Raw genomic sequence first — 17,849 nt, forward strand, 5'->3', positions numbered from 1 at the left:
TCGCCTAAGAAATTATTTTTTCAAGATCATCGGGAGATAAACGTTTGAGGGCCTCCAAAGATTTAGCCAATTCATCCTGCAGTGAAGAAGTTGTCTGCCGCAGGGCCTGAACCTTCTCGACAAAGGCCGCGAGGCTCTCCGCGCCGAACAGCGACTTGATGGGCATATCCACGCCAAACTGCTGCTTGACCCGAGTCACCACCTGAGCCACCAACAGGGAGTGGCCGCCCAGCTCGAAGAAGTTGTCGCTCATGCCCACCCGATCCAGCTTCAGCACATCGGCCCAGATCGCCGCGATCTGCTGCTCCAGTTCGCTCTGCGGCGCCACGTAGACCTGCTGCATCTGCTGGGCGTCGACCTTGGGCAGGGCCTTGCGATCGAGCTTGCCGTTGGGGGTCAGCGGCAGCGCCTCCAGGAACAGCAGGTAGGCCGGCACCATGTAGTCCGGCACGTGTTCCTTGAGTGCCGTCTTGAGGCTTTCGCGCAGGGCGGCCTGGGCCTCGACGGTCGGGGTGGCCTCGCTCGGCACGATATAGGCCACCAGTTGCTGGCCGTTTTCGCTGTCATGGGCCAGGACAAAGGCTTCACGCACCGCCGCCTGCTGCACCAGCCGCGCTTCGATTTCACCCAGCTCGATACGGAAACCGCGGATCTTCACCTGATGGTCGATGCGGCCGATGTACTCGATCACCCCATCGACGCGATAACGGGTCAGGTCGCCGGTGCGGTACAACCGGCCACCGTCGCTGGAGAACGGGTTGGGTACGAACTTTTCGGCGGTCAGCCCTGGGCGCGCCAGGTAGCCTCGGGTCACCCCGGCGCCGGCCAGATACAGCTCGCCGGCACTGCCCACCGGCACCGGTTGCAGGTCCGGGCTGAGGATGTAGCTCTGGGTATTGCTGATGGCCCGGCCGATATTGGCCTGCCCTCCCGCCTCGCGCCGGGTGTAGGTCGAGTAGGTGGTGTCTTCCGAAGGGCCGTACAGGTCGTAGACATGCACCAGCCCGGGCTGCTGGTAGAGGCTATCCACCAGGGCCTGTTTCAGCGGCTCACCCGCCAGGTTGATGATCCGCACGCTGGGCGGAATCTGCCCGCTGCGGTGCAGCGCGGCAATCGCCGAAGGCACGGTATTGATCAAGCGCACCCGGTCGCGGTCCGCCAGCTCCGGCAGTTCCAGGGCGTTGCGGGCCAGGACGATGGAACCGCCGCTGGACAGGGTGACAAACAGCTCCCACACCGACAGGTCGAAGCAGATCGAGGTGGAAGCCAGCACCCCTTGCAGGTCTGCAGTGCTGTACACCCGGTTCGACCAGTCGATCAGCGCCAGCACGTTGCGATGGGCAATCGCCACGCCCTTGGGCAGGCCGGTGGAACCGGAGGTGTAGATCACATAGGCCAGGTTGTCCGGGGTCGCGCGTGGCGCCGGGTCGTCTGTCGAGTAGCCATCCAGCCAGCCTGGCTGGGCATCCAGTTGCAGGGTCTGCAAGGATTCCACGGACGGCAGCAGCGACAGCAAGGCGCTTTCGGTCAACAGGATCTGTGCCTGACTGTCGCGCAGCATGTGGGCCAGACGGTCCTGGGGATAATCCGGGTCCAGTGGCACATAGGCGCCACCGGCCTTGAGCACCGCCAGCAGCGCCACGACCATTTCCGGGGTGCGCTGCAAGGCCACGCCCACCCGCACTTCAGGCCCCACGCCCAGCTCGATCAGCTTGTGCGCCAGGCGGTTGGCCCGGGCATTGAGTTCCCGGTAGCTCAGGCTCTGGCCAGCGAACAACAGGGCCTCGGCCTCCGGGCTTTTCAGTGCTTGTGCTTCCACCAACTGCTGCACGCAACCATCGCTGGGGAACTCACCAGTGGCCGGGGTCCACTCGTGCAGCAACTGGTGCTGCTCGGCAGCGCCCAGCAGCGGCAGGTCCCCCAGGCGCTGGCGTGGCTGCTGGACGATGCCCTGCAGCAACTGCACCCAGGACTGGGCCAGACGCTCGATGGTGGAAGCCTCGAACAGGTCGCAGGCATAGGTCAGGGAGGCCCAGAGGCGATCCCCGGACTCGAAGGTATCCAGGCTCAGATCGAACTGGGTCGTGCTGTCCTCGCCACTGAGCATCTGCACCTGCAACCCTGGAACCTCCAGGGTTGCAGCGTCCTGGCGGGCGGCCGCCTGGTGGTTGAACATCACCTGGAACAGCGGGCTGTAGCTCAGGCTGCGCTCCGGCTTGAGGGCTTCCACCAGTTGTTCGAAGGGCAGGTCCTGATGCTCCTGGGCCTCCAGCGCGGCTCTTTTGACCTGACTTAGAAAGTCGCTGAAGCTCAGTTGCCCGTCGACTTCAGCCTTGAGCACCTGGGTATTGACGAAGAAGCCGATCAGGCGCTCGGTCTCCACCCGGTTGCGGTTGGCGGTGGGCACCCCGACGCGGATGTCCGCCTGGCCGCTGTAGCGGTGCAGCAGGACCTGGAACGAGGCCAGCAACAGCATGAACAGCGTGACCCCTTCGCGCTGGGCCAGCTGTTTCAGGGCCCCCGGCAAGGCGCCATCCAGGCTGATGCCATGGCGCGCGCCCTTGTGGCTTTGCTGCAACGGCCGCGGATGGTCCAGGGGCAAATCCAGAACCTGAGCGCCGCCTTCCAGTTGCTGCAACCAGTAATCCAGTTGCCGCTCGCGCTCACCGGCTTCCATCCACTGGCGTTGCCAGGCCGCGTAGTCCGCGTACTGCACCGCCAGCGCCGGCAACTCGGCCTCCTGCCCCTGGCTATGGGCGCCATAGAGCCGGATCAGTTCCTCCACCATCAACTGCATCGACCAGCCATCGGAAACGATGTGGTGCTGGACCAGCACCAGCACATGCTCGTCCTCCGCCAGGCGCACCAGGGTGGCCCGCAGCAACGGCCCCTGGCGCAGGTCGAACGGCTGACGTACCTGGGTGTCGATGACCTGCTTGATCAAGTCATCGGTGTTGCCGGCCTCCACCAGCAGGGACAAGTCCTGCTGGCTGATGGGCAAGCGGGCCTGGGCCGCGATCACCTGGGTCAGGCCCCGGGCGCTCTCGACAAAGTGCGTGCGCAAGCTTTCATGGCGGGTGATAAAGGCATCGAAACTGCTTTGCAGGGCCCGGCTATCCAGCGAGCCGCGCAGGCGCAGGGCCATGGGGATGTGATAGGCGCTGCTGTCGGGGTCCAGCTGCCAGAGGAACCACTGGCGTTCCTGGGCATAGGACACCGCCAGCGGCTGCTGCCGGTCCACCAGGGGAATCGGCTGGAGTGGCTGGGCAGTTTCCGGGCCCAGCAGGCGGACGAAATCTTCCAGCGACTCGCCTTCGAACAACAGCTTGAGGGGGGCCTCGATGCCCAGCTCCTGGCGGATGCGCGACATCACCTGGGTAGCCAGCAGCGAATGGCCGCCGAGCTCGAAGAAGTTATCGGTCAAGCCGACCTTTTCCAGTTTCAGCACCTGGGCCCAGATCCCGGCCACTTGCTGTTCGCGCTCGCTGCGCGGGGCCACGTGGGCCTGCTGCAACAGGCTGCCGTCGATGGCCGGCAAGGCAGCGCGATTGAGCTTGCCATTGGCGGTCAGGGGCAGCGCCTGGAGGAACAGCACATGGGCCGGAACCATGTAGCCCGGCAGGTGCTCGCGCAGCCCGGCCTTGATGGCGTCGCGCAGGGGCAGTTGCTCGGCAAGCAGGTCCTGGCCGTTCCAGTCCAGGCCGGCGGGCACCACGTAGGCCACCAGTTGCGGGCCGTCGGGACCTTCCGGGGCCAGCACCACCGCCTCGCGCACCGCAGGCAACTCCAGCAGCCGCGCTTCGATCTCCCCCAGCTCGATGCGGAAACCGCGGATCTTCACCTGGTGGTCGATACGGCCGATGTAGCCGATCGAACCGTCGGCCTGATAACGCGCCAGATCGCCGGTACGGTAGAGCCGCCCACCAGCCTCGCCAAACGGGTCCGGGACAAACCGCGCCGCACTCAAGTCGCCGCGGTTCAGGTAGCCCCAGGCCAGCCCGGCACGCCCGACATAGAGTTCACCGATGCAGCCCTTGGGCACCGGTTGCAGGTTGCTGTCCAGCAAATACCAGGACATGTCGGGGATCAGCTCGCCAATCGGGCTGGCCCCCGCCAGGCTCAGGTCCGCCACGGACAAGGGACGGTAGGTCACGTGCACCGTGGTTTCGGTGATGCCGTACATGTTCACCAACTGCGGGCGCTGATCGCCGAAACGCTGGAACCAGGGTTGCAGGGTATTGACCTCCAGGGCCTCGCCACCGAACACGATGTAGCGCAACCGGTGCGCAGGCTCGGCGCTGCAGGCCACGTGCATCAACTGGCGGAACGCCGACGGCGTCTGGTTGAGCACCGTCACGCCCTCGCTGCAGAGCAGCGGGTAGAAGTCCTGGGCCGAGCGCGCCACCTCCTGGGGGACGATCAGCAGCCGCCCGCCATACAGCAGGGCACCGAAGATCTCCCACACCGAGAAGTCGAACGCATAGGAGTGGAACAGGCTCCAGACATCCTCGGCGCCGAACTGGAACCACTGCTCGGTGGCCGCGAACAGGCGCAGGACGTTGTGGTGTGGCTGCAAGGTGCCCTTGGGCTTGCCGGTAGAACCGGAGGTGTAGATCACGTAGGCCAGGTCTTCGGGCGTCACCCCGACCTCGGGGTTGTCGACCCGGTAGCCGTCCAGGGGTTGCTCCAGCAACCAGGTACTGCCGGCAAACGCCGGCAAGCCCTGCAGCAGATGCTCCTGGGTCAGCAGCAATGCGATGGCGCTGTCCTGCATCATGTGCTGCAGGCGGTCCTGGGGATAGGCCGGGTCCAGCGGCACGTAGGCGCCGCCGGCCTTGAGGATCGCCAGCAGGCCGATGACCATCTCCAGGCTGCGCTCCACCGCCAGCCCCACCAGCACATTGGGCCCCACGCCCTGCTCGATGAGCTTGTGCGCCAGGCGATTGGCCCGTTCGTTGAGCTGCTGGTAGTCCAGGCTCTGCCCGGCGAAGGTCAGGGCAATGGCCTGGGGCGCCCTGGCGGCCTGGGCCTCGATGAGCTGATGGACGCAGGCCCGGGAAGGGAATGCCTGCTGCTGCCGGTTCCACTGGTCGAGGATCTGCGCCCGCTCATCAGCCTCAAGCAAGGGCAACAGGCCGATGCGCTGCTGTGGCTGGCTGGCCACGCTTTGCAGCAACTGGCGCCAATGGGCGGCCAGGCGCTCGATGGTGGCGGCGTCGAACACATCGGTGGCATAGACCAGGGACGCGGCGATCCGGCCCTGGGTTTCCACGGTGTCCAGAGTCAGGTCGAACTGCGCCGACTGCCCCTGGGTGTCCAGGGCCTCGATGCTCAGGCCAGGCAGGTTCAGGGGTTTGCCTGCGACCGCCGCTTCCACCTGGTGGTTGAACATCACCTGGAACAGCGGGTTGTAGCTCAGGCTGCGCTCCGGCTGCAAGGCCTCTACCAACTGCTCGAACGGCAGGTCCTGGTGCGCCTGCGCCGCCAGGGCGGTCTGGCGTACCTGCTGCAGCAACTGGCTGAAGGACATCTGCCCGTCGATCTCGGCCTTGAGCACCTGGGTGTTGACGAAGAAGCCGATCAGGCGCTCGGTCTCGACCCGGTTGCGGTTGGCAATGGGCACACCGACGCGGATATCGGCCTGGCCGCTGTAGCGGTGCAGCAGGGTCTGGAACGAGGCCAGCAACAGCATGAACAGGGTCACCCCTTCCCGCTGGGCCAGGCTGCCCAGGGCCTCACTCAAGGGCTGCTCCAGGGTCAGCTCCAGGCGCCCGCCCCGATGGCTCTGCACTGCGGGGCGCGGGCGATCCAGAGGCAGTTCGAGCAAGGGTTGCTCGCCGCCCAGTTGCGCTGTCCAGTAGGCCAGTTGTCGGTCCTTTTCACCGGCCTCCATCCAGTGGCGCTGCCAGAGGGAGTAATCGGCATACTGGATCGGCAGCGCCGGCAACGACGCCGTCTGCCCTTGGCAGAAACCGATGTAGAACGCGATCAGTTCATCCACCATGACCTGCATCGACCAGCCATCGGAGACGATGTGGTGCTGGGTCAGGACCAGCACATGGTCATCCTCGGCCACCTGCAACAGGCCGACCCTGAGCAACGGCCCGGCCAGCAGATCGAACAGCTGCCGGGTCTGGGCCTGGACGAAGTCCTGCACGGCCGTCTGGATCTGCTGTTCGCTCGCCTGCGCCGGCAGTGCCTGGCGCACCAGTTCCAGGCGCGCCTCGGGGGCGACCACCTGCAGCGCCGTGTCGGCCTCCTCGACGAAATGCGTGCGCAGGCTTTCATGCCGGGCGATCAGGCTGTCGAAGCTGCGCTGCAAGGCCTCGACATTCAGTTTTCCGCGCAGGCGCAGGGCCTTGGGAATGTGATAGGCCGTGCTCTCGGGCGCCAGTTGCCAGAGGAACCACTGGCGTTGCTGGGCATAGGACAGCGGCAGGCGCTCCTGGCTCAGGCGCACCTCGGGAATCGGCAGGTTGGCCGGGGAGATGCCCTGTTCGAGCATCTTCTGCAGGTAGACCTTGCGCTTCTCCAGGGGCAGCAGGATGAAGCCTTTGACAATTTTCAGCGCGGTGGTGTTGTCCATTACACAGCCTCCATTTCGTCGAGCAACAGTTCCAGCGCACTCAGGTCGGCGCCTTGCACCTGGCCGGGCGTCTGTTGCAACTGGCTGACGAACAGCCCCAGGGTGGGAAATTCAAACGCCATCTGCACACTGACCTGGCGCCCAAGCTTGAGCTGGACTCGAGAGACCATCGCGGTTACCAACAAGGAATGCCCACCTAGTTCAAAGAAGTTATCGTTCATGCCCACTTGCTCGACCTCCAGCACCTGGGCCCAGATCGCCGCGACCTGCTGTTCCAGTTCGCTCTGTGGGGCGATGTAGGCCTGCTGCAACAGGCTGGCGTCGGCCTTGGGCAGGGCCTTGCGGTCCAGCTTGCCGTTGGGGCTCAACGGCAGCGCTTCGAGGAACAGCAGGTGCGCCGGCAGCATGTAGTCCGGCAACACCTCCTTGAGGGCCGCTTTGAGTTGCTCGCGCACCTGTGCCTGCTGTTCCGGGCTCTCTACCGCCACGCCCGCGGCCGCCACTACGTAGGCCACCAGCTGTGGACCACCGGCCGCCTCCTGGGCCAGCACCACGGCTTCGCGCACCAGTGGCAACTCCAGCAGCCGCGCCTCGATCTCGCCCATTTCGATGCGGAAACCGCGGATCTTCACCTGGTGGTCGATGCGCCCGGCGTACTCGATCACGCCCTCGGCGTCATAGCGGGCCAGATCGCCTGAGCGGTACAGGCGACCGCCATCGCTGCTGAACGGATCGGGAATGAAACGCTCGGCAGTCAGGCCTGGGCGGTCGTGGTAACCCCGGGCCAGCAGCTCGCCCCCGATCATCAGCTCGCCGGTGGCGCCGCTGAGGGTCAGGTTGCCGCTGTTGTCCAGCAAGTAGATGGAGCGGCCCGGCAAGCCCTTGCCCAGCGGCATCTGGCTCGGCAAGGCTTGCCCGTCCTGCAGGTAACGGCTGCAGTCATGGGCGGTAACGCTCACCGTGGCCTCGGTCGGCCCGTAGGTGTTGAGCAGGCAGGCGTGTTTCAGGCCGGCCTTCTTCCACGCCGCCACGCCTTCTGCCGGCATGGCTTCGCCCCCCAGGTTGAGCTGGCGCAGGCGGCCGAAGTCGCGGGGTTCGCGGCTGGCGAAGTCCTTGCCCAGCATGAACCAGTAGGCGGTGCTCAGATCGACGATGCTGATGCCCTGCTCGATCAGCTCGCGGTAGAAGGTTTCGCTGTCCCACAGCGCCTTGCCGCGAATCACCACCGAGGCGCCACAGATCAGCGCCGGGTACAGCTGTTCGACAAAGGCGTCGAAGTTGAAGGTGGAGAACTGCAGGCCACGGTCTGCCGCGCTCATGTTGAAGTAGTCCCGGGAAACCTGGGCGTGCTGGGTCAAGGCGCGGTGGCTGATATCCACACCCTTGGGCCGGCCGGTGGAACCGGAGGTGTACATCACATAGGCCAGGTTGTCGGCCTGGGCCCGCGGCGCTGGATTGTTCAGGGAGTAGCCGTCCAGGCCCTGCTGATCCAGGCACAGGTGGGGTACCTCCACCCCGTCGCGCAGGCGTTCCAGCAGCGGCGACTGGGTCAGCAGCAGCTGGATGCCGCTGTCCTGCATCATGTAGTGCAGGCGCTCCTGGGGGTATTCGGGGTCCAGCGGCACATAGGCGCCACCGGCCTTGAGCACCGCCAGCAGGCCGACAAGCATGTCCAGCCCGCGCTCCACTGCGATGCCGACCCGGACATCCGGACCCACGCCCTGCTCGATCAGCTTATGGGCCAACTGGTTGGCCCGCTGGTTGAACTGGCCATAGCTCAGTTGCTGGCCGGCGCACAGCAGCGCCACGGCATCCGCAGTGCGTGCGGCCTGGGCCTCGATCAACTGCTGGACGCAGAGCGGCGACAGGTCTCGCGCCGGAGTACGGCTGCGTTGCTCCTCGATCAAGCGGCGCTCGGTAGCGCCAGTCAGCGCCAACTCACCGATGCTCGCCTGCGGCTGCTCCACCAGCGCCAATAGCATCTGCTCCAGGTAGCCCGCCAGTTGCCGGATGTTCGCCTCGGCGAAATGCTCCAGGGCATAGCTGTAGTCGAACGCCAGGGTCTGCCCCAGGTACACCGACAGGGTCAGCGGGTAGTTGGTCTGCTCATGGTTGGCCGCCATGCCGAAGCTCAACTGCGCCGGTGCACCTTGGGCCAGGGCCTCGGACACCGGGTAGTTCTCGAACACCAGGATGTTGTCGAACAGCGCCTCGCCCCCCAGACCCGCCCAGCGCTGCACGTCGTACAGCGGCGTGTGTTCGAAATCGCGCAGGGCCAGGTTGCGTTCCTGCACCAGTTGCAGCCAGTCACTGACCGGCATGTCCGGGCGCGGCGCAGCCACGACCGGCAGCGTGTTGATGAACAGGCCGATCTGTTGCTCCACGCCCTTGAGCTCCGCCGGGCGCCCGGACACGGTGGCACCGAACACCACGCTGTCCTGCCCGGTGTAGCGTTGCAGCAGCAACAGCCACGCGGCTTGCACCAGGGTGTTGACCGTGACCTTCTGCTGGCGGGCGAACTCGCTCAAGCGTTGCGTCTGTTGCAGGTCCAGGTGCTGTTGATGGGCGGCGTAGCCCTTGCCGGCCAGGGTCTGGCCACCGCGGCTGATGGCCTGGGCCAGACGGGTTGGCTCATCCAGGACCGCCAGTTGCTGCTTCCAGAAGGTCTCGCTGAGCTGGGCGTCCTGGCGTTGCAGCCAGGCGATGTAGTCGCGGTAGCGCCCGGGCGCATGGCTCGCGAACTGCCCCGCATAGCGTTGCAGTACTTCCCCGAGCAGCCGTGAGTTGCTCCAGCCGTCCATCAGGATGTGGTGGTTGGTGTAGATCAGGTGGTAACGCTGCTCGCCAGTGCGCACCAGGGTCAGGCGCAGCAGGGGCGCGGCCAGCAGGTCGAAACCACGCAGGCGCTCTTCTTCGGCCAAGCCATCCAGGGCGGCCGGCACGGCCTCGTTCGCCCGCCAGTCATGCTCGACAAAGTCCAGGCGGATACGCTTGTGCACCACCTGGATCGGCGCCGGCAGCTCGCCCTGCCAGAGGAAGCCGCTGCGCAGGATGTCATGGCTGTCGATGGCCGCCTGCCAGGCCTGGCGGAAGCGCTCGGGTACGAGCCCGTCCACATCCACCCGCAGTTGGTTGATGTAGTCGCCCGCGCCCTGCTCGTAGAGGGTGTGGAACAGCATGCCCTGTTGCATCGGCGACAGCGGATAGAGGTCCTCGACCTCGGCCAGGGCCAGTGGCAACTGGTCCAGTTGCTGTTGGTTCAGGCCCGCCAGCGGGAAGTCCGACGGGGTTACCCCACGGTGCTCGGGCTGGCTGCAATGCTCGATCAGCGCCTTGAGTTCCCGGGCGTAGTCATCCGCCAGATGCTCGATGGTGGCGGTATCGAACATCGCCTGGCTGAAGGTCCAGCCCAGCTTCAATTGGCCGCCATAGACCTGGCCATTGATGCTCAGCCAGTTGCCCAGCGGAGCCTGGGCGCCTTGATCGGCACCCTTGGCTTCGGCGCTGGGGGCAAACCAGGCATCCGGCTCATCGAAGCTGCCATCGAACTGGCCCAGGTAGTTGAAGGTGATGCGTGGCACCGCCAATGCCGCGAGGGTCTGTTGCGCCGCTTCGTCCCCCAGGTAGCGCAGGGCACCAAAGCCGATGCCCTTGTTCGGCACCGCCCGCAGCTGTTCCTTGATGAACTTGATCGAGTCGGCCAGGGCCGGCTGCGGCGTCAGCTTCACCGGGAACACGCTGGTGAACCAGCCCACGGTGCGGCTCAGGTCGATGCTGTCGAACAGCTCTTCGCGGCCGTGGCCTTCCAGTTGCACCAGGGCGCTGCTGTCGCCGGTCCAGCGGGTAATGACCCGGGCCAGGGCGGTGAGCAGCAGATCGTTGATCTGGGTGCGATAGGCCGCCGGCGCATCCTGCAACAGGCGCTGGGTATAGCTTGGGTCCAGCTCGGTGCTGACACTCCTGGCATCCTTGATCACCACCTGATCCGTTGCCCGGTCGCAGGGCAGGCCCGAATCCACGTCCTGCAACTGCGCCTGCCAGTAACCCAGCTCTTGCTGCAGCGCCGCGCTGCGGGCATAGGCTTGCAACTGGCCGGCCCAGGCCTGGGAAGAGCTGGTCTTGGCCGGCAGCTTGATGGTTTGCCCGGCGGCCTGCTGTACCAGGGCCTGATGCAGGTCCTCCAGCAGCACCCGCCAGGACACCCCGTCCACCACCAGGTGATGGATGGCCAGCAGCAGGCGCTGGGTGCCATCACGCAACGTGAAGAGCACGGCACGCAACAAAGGCCCCTGTTGCAGATCGAGGCTGCGTTGCGCGGTATCGCACAGGGCTTGCAACGAATCTTCAGTGGCGTCGTCCGCCAGCCACAGCAGCGCATCGGCCTGCATCGCCGCCAACGGTGCCGCAGTCACCTGCCCCAGCGGGGCATAAGTCGCGACCCAGGCTGCGCCTTCTTCGACAAACTTCAGGCGCAGGCCGTCGTGGTGTTCGAGCAAGGCTTGCAAGCCCTGCTGCAGTGCCTCGGCACTCAGAGGCTTCAGCGGCTTGAGCAGCACCGACTGGTTCCAGTGATGCCGTTCCGGCACCGGGGTGTCGAAGAACCACTGCTGGATCGGCAGCAGCGGCATTTGCCCACGCACCGGGCCCTGGTCGATCTGCAAACCGCCCTCGCCCTGCTCCGCCACCGTGGCCAGCCCCTGCACCGTCTGGTGCTGGAACAGGTCCTTGGGGGTGAAGCGGATACCGGCCTGCCGCGCCCGGCTGACCACCTGGATCGAGATGATCGAGTCGCCACCCAGTTCGAAGAAGTTGTCGGTGACGCCCACCTGCTCAAGCTTCAGCACATCGGCCCAGATCGCCGCGATCTGTTGTTCCAGGTCGTTTTGCGGCGCGACGTAGGTCTGCTGCATCAGCTGCGCATCGACTTTCGGCAGCGACTTGCGGTCCAGCTTGCCGTTCGGCGTCAGCGGCAGCGCTTCGAGGAACAGCAGGTAAGTGGGCACCATGTAGTCCGGCAGGCTCTCGCGCAGGCGAGCCTTGATGCTCTCGCGCAACTGCGCCTGGCGCTCGTTGCTCGACGCCACGTCAGCGTCCACCGGCACGATATAACCCACCAGTTGCTGGCCGCTCGGCCCTGGCTGGGCGATCACCGCCACTTCCAATACCGGGTCCTGCTCCAGCAGGCGCGCTTCGATCTCGCCCAGCTCGATACGGAAGCCCCGCACCTTCACCTGATGGTCGACACGGCCTACGTACTCCACCAAGCCATCGGTGCGGTAGCGGGTCAGGTCGCCGCTGCGGTACAACCGGGCACCGGCGGTGCTGTAGGGGTCAGGGATAAAACGCTCGGCCGTCAGCCCAGGTCGATCCAGGTAACCCCGGGCCACGCCCAGGCCGCCCAGGTACAACTCGCCCGCCACGCCAACCGGCAACAGGTTGAGGTTGGCATCGGCCACATAGGCGCTGCGATTGCCAACGATATTGCCGATAGGCGCGTAGGCCGCATCACAGGGATCACCGACACGGGCCTTCCAGATCAAAGGAGTGACCACCGTCTCGGTCGGGCCGTAGCCGTTGAAGATGTACTTCGGACGCAGCACTCGCCACGCCAAATCGTAACTGGCCTGGGGCACTGCATCGCCGCCGAAGCAGTACACCCGCACCGCCGGCGGGTTGCCGTCACGCTCGGCGTGTACCGCCAGTTGTTGCAGGTACACCGGCGGGAACACACCCACGGTGACGCCGTAGCGGTGCATCTGTTCGTAGGTGAATTCCGGCGACCACAGGCTGTCATCACGGATCAGCACGCTGGCCCCGTAGATCAGCGGGTGCATCCAGCCTTCGTGGGAGCCGTCGAAGGCGAAGGACATGAAGTGCAACTCGCAATCCGCCGGGCTCATTTCATAGCGCTCGCCGGTGGCCAGGCTGTGCATGGCCAGCGGGCCGTGGGACACCGCCACGCCTTTGGGCAGCCCGGTGGAGCCGGAGGTGTAGATCACATAGGCGAGGTTTTCCTCGGCCAGATCCACCTGCGGGGCACTGGCGGGGTAGCCGGCAAAATCTGCGGCCCGTTCCACCGACAAGGTCGGCAGGCCATCGGGGATCGGCAAGCGATCCAGCAGGTGGCTCTGGGTCAGCAGCAGCCACGCGCCGCTGTCTTGCATCATGTAGCGCAGGCGGTCCTGGGGGTACTCGATATCCAGCGGCACATAAACCCCACCGGCCTTGAGCACGGCCAGGAAGGCCACCATGATTTCCGCGCAGCGCGGCATGGCGATGGCCACCCGCACTTCCGGGCCAACGCCCAGTTCGATCAACTTGTGCGCCAGCTGGTTGGCTTGAGTATCCAGCTCGCGATAGCTCAAGCGCTGCTCGGCGAAAAACACCGCCGGGGCGTCCGGCGCCTTGGCCGCCTGATCGGCAAACAGCTGGTGGACAAAACGATGGGTCGGGTAGACCACATCGGTGTGGTCCCACTCCTGGCGAATGCGGCGCTGCTCGTCCTGGCCCAGCATCGGCAGCTCGCCCAGGGCTTGCTGCGGTTCAAGCATGCCTTGCAGCAGATTGCGCCAGTGATCGGCAAGGCTCTGGACGGTGGAGACCTCGAACAATTCGCCGGCATAGATGAACGAAGCGTTGATCCCGGCGTCGGTCTCCAGGGTTTCCAGGGTCAGGTCAAATTGCGCGGTACCGCCCTGCAGGACCATTTCCTCGGCTTGCAGGCCCGGCAGGCTGGTGCCGTCGGTGCTTTCCCCGGCAATGCTCAGGTGGTTGTACATCACCTGGAACAACGGGTTCTGGTCCAGCGCACGCTGGGGCTTGAGGGCATCCACCAGACGATCGAACGGCAGGTCCTGATGGGCCTGGGCGGCCAGGGCCGTGGCCTTGACCTGACGCAGCAACTGCCCCACCGGCAGGCTCGGCGCCAGCTCGACGCGCATCACCAGGGTGTTGACGAAGAAGCCCATCACCCCTTCCATTTCCTGGTGGCGGCGATTACTCACCGGCACCCCGATGCGGATATCCGGCTGATCGGAGTAACGGTGCAGCAGCAACGCGAACGACCCCAGGAACAGCTGGAACAGGGTCATGTCATGTTCCCGCGCCACTCGCCGCAGCCCTTGCTCCAGGTCCGCCGGCAGGCGCAGGCCCAGGCGTTCCTGGCGGTGGGAGACCAACGCCTGGCGTGGATGATCCAGAGGCAGCTCCAGAACCGGATGCTCCAGCCCCAGTTGCTGGCGCCAGTAATCCAGCTGGCGCTGTTGCTCGCCCTGCTCCAGCCAGCTGCGATGCCAGTTGGCGTAGTCGGCGTACTGCACGCTCAACGGCTCGAACTGCGGTGCCTGCCCCTGGATCAAGCCGCGGTACAGCGCGACGAACTCCCGGGCCAGCACACTCATGGAAGCGCCATCGGAAATGATGTGGTGCAAGGTCACCACCAACAGGCAATCCTGCTCGGCGATCTGCAGCACCCGGGCCCGGCACAGGGGGCCGTGCTCCAAGTCGAACAGTTGCTGGGTCTCCTCCAGGGCGCGGGCCTGGACGGCCGCGCGGGGCAGGCCCGGCGTCAGCCGCTCCCAGGCCACACTGATCTCGCCTTGCGCATGCACCACCTGGCACAGACGGTCCTGATGCTGGGTGAAAGTGGTGCGGAACGCTTCATGGCGCTGCGCCAGGGCGTCGAAGGTCTGCTGCAAGGCAACCTGGTCCAGCTCCCCCTGCAACCGGACCACGATCGGCGTGTGGTAGGCGGTGCTCTGCGGATGCATCTGCCAGAACAGCCATTGCCGCTGCTGGGCATGGGAGGCCGGCAAGGGCCCATCACGCTCCAGCACCTCGATCTGCGGCAGTGCCGCGGCGCCCGCGCAGGCCTGTACCTGTTCGACGAATTCGTCCAGGCGCGAGGTTTCGAACAGCACCCGCAGCGGCACGTCCGCCCCCAGCAGGCGACGCACCCGGGACATGATCTGGGTTGCCAGCAATGAATGGCCACCCAGGGCGAAGAAGTTGTCGCCCAGGCCCACCCGCTCGACCTTGAGCACCGCCTGCCAGATCGCCGCGATGCCCTGCTGCAGCTCGCTGACCGGGGCCACAAAGGCTTCCACCGGCGCCTGCTGCTGCAATGGCGGCAGGGCCCGCAGGTCGAGCTTGCCGTTGGGGGTCAAGGGCATGCCGGCCAACGCCAGGAAATGCATGGGCAGCATGTAGTCGGGCAAGGCCACCGCCAGTTGCCGGCGGATCTCCTGCCACGCCGCCTCCGGTTCCTGAGCCTTGGCCAGTACCACATAGGCCGCCACTTGCGACTCGCCCGCCACACTGACCACCTGTGCCACGGCGTCTTCGACCTGGGGCAACTGCTTGAGGGCCGCGGTGATTTCCCCCAGCTCGATACGGTAACCGCGGATCTTCACCTGATGGTCGATGCGGCCCAGGTAGTCGATAACCCCGCCGTCCAGATAGCGCGCCAGGTCACCGGTGCGGTACAGGCGCTGCCCGTCGCCGCTGAAGGGGTCCGGCACAAAGCGCTCGGCGGTCAAGGCCGCGCGCTGGTGGTAACCCCGCGCCAGGCCGGCGCCACCCAGGTACAGCTCGGCCGGAGTGCCGGGCGCCACCGGTTGCAAGGATGCATCCAGCACCCGCGCACGGACGTTGGCCAGCGGCAGGCCCAGGGGCACCACCGCCCGCTCGTCCGCCAGCGTGGCGGCGGCCATGGTCAGGGCGCCGACCGTGGTTTCCGTGGGGCCGTAGTGGTTGAACACCGCGCACTCCGGTGCCAGGGTCGCGATCCTGCGGACCAGAGCCGCCGGGCAGGCCTCGCCGCCCAGCACCAGGCACTGGCGCGGCAGGGAACGGGCCGGTTCTTCGCCACTCATCAGCGCCTGCAAATGCGACGGGACGATCTTCAATACATCAATCTGGTGGGTGTGCAGGTAGGCGCCGAAGGCGTCGGCGTCCAACCCGGTATCCAGGTCGATCACGTGCAGGCAACTGCCGGAGCACAGGGCGCCGAACAGCGTGGTGTGGCCAAGATCCGCGGCGATGGTCGAGACCACGGCCATAGTGCGCGCAGCCCCCAGTGGCAGGCGCTGGATGATCGCCTGCACATAGTTGGCCAGGGCTCCGTGGGTGATGCTCACGCCTTTGGCGGCACCAGTGGAGCCGGAGGTGTAGATCGAATAGGCCAGGTTCCCGGCAGCCATCCCGGGCAAGGCTGCCAGCGGATCGCTGTCCGGCGCCCAGGCCTGTGCCTGATCCAGCAACAGCACCTCGACCCGGGCCGTCACCGGCAGCCGCGGCTGCACCGCCGTCTCGCTCAGCAGCAGGCGTACGCCGCTGTCTTCAAGCATGTAGCTCAAGCGCTGTTCGGGGTATTGCGGGTCCAGGGGCACATAGGCACCGCCGGCCTTGAGCACCGCCAACAGGCCCAGCACCATCTCCAGGGAACGCTCCACAGCGATACCCACCGGCACTTCCGGCCCCACGCCACGCGCCACCAGCGCTGCGGCCAGACGGCTGGCACGCAGGTCCAGCTCGCGGTAGCTCAGGCACTGCCCGGCGAATACCAGGGCCGGTGCTTCGGGCTGCGTGGCGACCTGGCGGGCAAAGAGTTCGAGCACCGATTCGGCGCTGAACACCTCTTCTGCGCCAGCCCCCTGGGCCAGGAAGCCCCGGTGCTGCTGGGCACTGAGCAGCGGCAGTTCGGCAAGCGCCGACTGCGGCTCGCGCACCATCGCCCACAACAGGTTCTGCCAGTGGCCGGCCATGCGCTCGATGGTCTGCGCTTCGAACAACTGGCAGTCGTAGGTGAAGGCGGCCTGCAACTGGCCACCGCGTTCGAAAGTGTCCAGGGTCAAGTCGAACTGCACCGTGCGCTCGTTGCGCGGCAAGGCCTGCACTTGCAGCCCGGAGCGGCTGTGCAAGGTGGTCAGTTCGGTGACCTGGGGCTGGTGGTTGTACAGCACCTGGAACAGCGGGCTGTGGCTCAGGCTGCGCTCCAGGTGCAGGGCTTCCACCAGACGCTCGAAGGGCAGGTCCTGATGGGCCTGGGCGCCCAGGGTAGTCTCGCGGATATCGGCCAGCAGTTGCTGCACTGTCAATTGCGGGCTCAGTTCGGTACGCAGTACCTGGGTGTTGACGAAGAAACCGATCAGCCCCTCGGCTTCCTGGCGCGTGCGGTTGGCGATGGGCACGCCGACCCGGATGTCCTGCTGGCCGCTGTAGCGCGATAGCAGCAGCTTGAAGCCGGCCAACAGCACGGCAAACAGGGTCACCCCCTGCTGGCGCGCCAGGGCGCCCAGTTGCTGGGCCAGGGGTTGTTCCAGGGCAAAATCCAGGCGGCGCCCCTGGCGGCTGGAATGGGCCGGCCGCGGATGGTCGGTGGGCAGTTTCAGCGGCGGATGCTCGTCACCCAGCTTGGCCCGCCAGTAGTCCAGTTGCCGCTCCTGCTCCCCTGCCTCCAGCCAGCTGCGCTGCCACAGTGCGTAGTCGCGGTACTGGATCGGCAGCGCCGGGACGTTCGGCACCTCACCCTGGAGCAGGCTGTCGTAGGCGTGCAGGAATTCTTCGATCAAGACCCCCATCGACCAGCCATCCGCGACGATATGGTGCAGGGTCAGCAGCATCACGTGCTCCTGTTCGCCCAGGCCCAGTACGCAGACCCGCAGCAACGGCCCCTGTTGCAGATCGAAGGGCCGGCGCGCTTCGGCGTCGGCCAGCTGTTGCACCCTGGTTTCGCGCTGCACCGGGTCGAGGTCGCAGAGCTCCCGATAATCGATGTCGACCCGCGCCTCCTGGATCACCTGCCGAGGCTCATCGTCCTCCAGGGCAAAGACCGTGCGCAGGCTCTCATGCCGCTCCAGCAGCCAGTCGAAGGCCTGCGCCAGCACTGCCCGGTCCAGCGGCCCGCTCAGGCGGACCGCGTTGGGCAGGTTGTAGGCCGCGCTCTGCGGGTCCAGTTGCCAGAGAAACCACATGCGCTGCTGCGCATAGGACAGGGCCTGGCGATCAGGCACCGCAACCCCCGCCGGAATCGGCAGCAGAGAGAAGTCGACGCCTTCCTTGTCCAGAGCCTTCAAGAACAGCCGGCGCTTTTCCAGCGGCAGTTCAATGAATCTGCGGGCGAGCTTCAAGGAGTCTTCTGCATTCATCGGGAGTCATCCGTACTTACTTGTTGGGTATCGAGCATTGGCTCGGTCATCCCTACGGAACGGATGAAGGCCGGGGAAAATTAACCCCGCACAGCGCCAGAACAACCCGCTTGCGG

2 protein-coding genes are annotated in these 17,849 nt (G+C 65.9%); both read right to left on the bottom strand.

Annotation, left to right across the window (positions count from 1 at the left end):
* Positions 1–4: 4 nt before the first annotated feature.
* Entirely contained in the window at positions 5–6,586 is a 6,582-nt protein-coding gene (locus KI242_RS21375) for a non-ribosomal peptide synthetase (RefSeq protein WP_212805548.1), read from the bottom strand.
* Positions 6,586–17,733, bottom strand: coding sequence for a non-ribosomal peptide synthase/polyketide synthase (locus tag KI242_RS21380; protein WP_212805549.1), 11,148 nt, complete (start codon positions 17,731–17,733; stop codon positions 6,586–6,588). Before KI242_RS21380 ends, KI242_RS21375 begins: the two co-directional genes overlap by 1 nt.
* Positions 17,734–17,849: the final 116 nt, after the last annotated feature.

This window comes from Pseudomonas sp. Eqa60, assembly GCF_018326405.1.
Taxonomy (GTDB): domain Bacteria; phylum Pseudomonadota; class Gammaproteobacteria; order Pseudomonadales; family Pseudomonadaceae; genus Aquipseudomonas; species Aquipseudomonas protegens.